This window comes from Asticcacaulis sp., assembly GCF_027484505.1.
In the GTDB taxonomy this organism is placed as follows: Bacteria; Pseudomonadota; Alphaproteobacteria; order Caulobacterales; family Caulobacteraceae; genus Asticcacaulis.
In genome coordinates this window covers 1-2,865 of record NZ_JAIXSV010000215.1, presented here as the reverse complement: position 1 = coordinate 2,865, position 2,865 = coordinate 1, and the positions used below count along the sequence as shown (strand labels likewise).

4 protein-coding genes and 1 pseudogene are annotated in these 2,865 nt (G+C 60.6%); all 5 read right to left on the bottom strand.

The genetic code is table 11. The annotated features are described in order from the left end of the window. The coding region (locus Q0072_RS12830; protein ID WP_298330764.1) for a hypothetical protein at window positions 1-215 on the bottom strand (215 nt) is incomplete at its 3' end. A 91-nt stretch (window positions 216-306) separates the two neighbouring features. Continuing rightward, a complete protein-coding gene (locus Q0072_RS12825; RefSeq protein ID WP_298330761.1) occupies window positions 307-879 on the bottom strand; it encodes a recombinase family protein in 573 nt (190 codons plus the stop codon). A 155-nt stretch (window positions 880-1,034) separates the two neighbouring features. Continuing rightward, entirely contained in the window at window positions 1,035-1,316 is a 282-nt protein-coding gene (locus Q0072_RS12820) for a hypothetical protein (protein WP_298330759.1), read from the bottom strand. Next, window positions 1,313-1,537 carry a chromate transporter gene (locus Q0072_RS21940; protein ID WP_366941808.1) on the bottom strand — a complete coding sequence of 75 codons (225 nt, stop codon included), beginning with the start codon at window positions 1,535-1,537 and terminating at the stop codon, window positions 1,313-1,315. The genes Q0072_RS12820 and Q0072_RS21940 overlap by 4 nt, the downstream gene beginning before the upstream one ends. Before the next feature lie 205 nt (window positions 1,538-1,742). Next, window positions 1,743-2,579, bottom strand: a pseudogene (locus Q0072_RS12815) (IS1595 family transposase); the annotation flags it as partial. Window positions 2,580-2,865 lie beyond the last annotated feature (286 nt).

Below are 2,865 nucleotides of genomic sequence, written 5' to 3'. Positions count from 1 at the left end.
TGGATCAGGCCGACGCCGCTGCTGGCACCGATCTGATCACTGGCGGCACGGAGGTTGATGATGATCAGAAACAACGAACCGGCGATCATGGAATAGCGGGGGCTGTTCAGCGAGCTATTCTCCAGACTCATGAAAAAGGTCAGAAACGACACCATCACCGCCACATAGACAGGCATGGCCAGCAGGACAAATGACAGCATTTCCTTTCTGGCCATTGTGATTTCCATGATCAGACCTGGATAGGGGTCCGGACACGAAAGTGATCATATTGTCCGGTTCGCGCGAACGTAGGGCGAACAGCGGCTTTCAGCCACTCGTTTCGGTGTCGGCAACCTTGTCCATGGCTGCGTAGAGGGCGGTTTTCCCAACCTTGACCCTGGCCGCCGCTTCCCTGACCGTCAGGCCCTGGGCGATAAGGGTCTTTGCTCGCCGCAACTTGTCGTCCGTGACCACGGGCTTGCGGCCACCACGTCGCCCACGGGCGATGGCAGCATCCAGGCCTGCGCGGGTCCGTTCCCGGATCAGATCTCGTTCGAACTGTCCCAACGCCCCGAAAATATGGAAGATCAGGCGTCCACCTGGCGTGGTGGTGTCGATGGCTTCCGTCAAAGACCGGAAGCCGATGCCCCGTTCTTCCAGTGTTGTGACGGTTTCGATCAGATGCGGGAGAGAACGACCGAGCCTGTCCAGCTTCCAGACTACGAGAACGTCGCCTTCCCGCAGAAAGGCCAAGGCCGTCGTCAGGCCGGGCCGGTCGGTCCTGGCACCAGAGGCCTTGTCCTCGAAGACCCGGGTGCAACCGGCCTTGGTCAGAGCGTCAAGCTGGAGGGCGAGCTCCTGTTCACAGGTCGAGACGCGCGCATACCCGATTTCGACCATCGCCGTCCGCCATTTGTACGTAAACTTGTCCGTTAATCTATTTGTCCGGAAAGTCATTGTAAAGGCCAATAGACGGACAGTTTGGGAGGTGACCGTCAAAGGGCCGTTTGACGGTCACCCGGCTTATCTTGATGTGGCCTCCTCCAACATGGCCATCACCCAATAACGCTGACGATGTGCAGGGCGAAGCCAGCGGCTGCACAAACCCCAAGAAGTTTGGCCATGCCGACTTTGAACTTGAAGGCGGCGACGATGGCGCCTGCAGACAGGACCAGCGCCGCCACGTCCAGACTTCCCCAGACGGGCCAATCGACCTGAATTGGACCAAGGGACAATGGCCGCAGTTCCTGAAACACAGTGTGCAGCGCGAACCAGATTGCCAGATTGAGGATCACACCCACGACGGCTGCAGTCACGGCGGCCAGAGCGCTGGTCACCGCACGATTGCCCCGCAGGGCCTCGATCCAGAGTGCCCCAGGACTATCCAGAGGAAGCAGGGCATGAAGGTAACCCAGGTGGTGAGGATGGCTGCCAGGGTGCCGGCAACATAAAGGTTGAGGGAACCTGGGTTGCGGAAGGCACCCATGAAGCCCACGAACTCCACTACCATGATCAATGGTCCTGGGGTCGTCTCCGCCATTCCCAGCCCGTCCAACATCTCTCCTGGCCTCAACCAACCGAAAGTGTCGACTGGCTGTTGTGCGACATAGGCCGGGACGCATAGGCCCCGCCGAACGTTACGACGGCCATCTGACTGAAGAAGATGGCGATGCGGCTGAAGGTGTTGTCCGGGCCAAGGACCAGCAAAAGGGCGGCAACAGGGGGTCACGACATAGAAGGGGCGAAAAGCCACGCCGCCATTATCAACCAAAGACAGCCACGGCTGATCTAACATCGATGCCGCCGGCTTTTGTCCGTCGGATCTGACGTCCGACAGCCATGACGAAAACAGCCGGCAACTGGCGTACGGGCGGCACCCGGTCCCAGAGGGTTTGCAGGATCGTCCTTCCTTTCCGGGCTCTACGAATCTTTTGACCGGCAGCAATACGCTGTGACCAGCGAAAGCCGATCTCATGGAAATAGAGGTCGGCATGCTGGGGACTGATGTGATGGAAGACGCCGGCGATGGTCTGGCGGACCCGGTTGTTGAAGCCCTTAGCGACATTGGCATGGATGGTGCCACGGGCATATTCCTTGCGGGCATGGCACACGGTGTCGTGACAGGCGAAGCCGGTGCCGGCCGCCACGAAGGCCGTCCATTCATCGCTCATCAGATGAGCCTGCGGTGTCACACTCACTTCCAGCACCCGTTCGGTCTCGTTCAACGACAGGTCGGCAACAACACAGGCCCTGGCCTCACCAGCCGGTGTTCCCGGTTCCGATCCGGCTGGGCTCTGGACAACGACCATGGCCGGGGTCTTGGTCGTACGCGGCTGTCCCTTGCGGCCCCGACCGGTGGGGGGCTTGTCGGGATCGGACCGGGGAGCACCGCCGAAATACATTTCGTCGATTTCGATGACGCCGCCCTGCGTGCGATCGCGGGCCACCAGCAGGCGCAGCACATGCCCCATCCGCCATGCCGTCGGCTGGCTCACCCCGATGATTTCGGCCAGCCGGATCGAGGAGACGCCCTTGTCGGATTGCAGGATGAACCACAGGGCCAGCAGCCAGGTGCGCAACGGCAGCTTGGTCGCATGCAGCGAAGCTCAGCGGACATCCCCCCAGTCACTGCAAGAACACCGTACGGAAATCCATAGAAAACAACACTCAAGCTGTCTTTGGTTGATAGTGGCGCGGTAATAAAACTCACTTCCCTGTCGGCACCCCGGAGCGACATGCGGGGTCCGGTCATCCCCCTGCCGCCAACTCCCGCTCCAGCGCCGCCATGGCATGTTCCAGCACCTCGCCCAGCACCCAACCTTCCCGGTCGGCGATGGCCAGGAAAGTGTCGATCGTCTCCTGCCGGGCGCGGATATTGAACTGCAC

Coding starts and splice junctions, on each gene's coding strand:
- Q0072_RS21940 (WP_366941808.1), bottom strand. CDS start 1,537: ATGTTGGACGGGCTGGGAATGGCGGAGACGACCCCAGGACCATTGATC.
- Q0072_RS12825 (WP_298330761.1), bottom strand. CDS start 879: ATGGTCGAAATCGGGTATGCGCGCGTCTCGACCTGTGAACAGGAGCTC.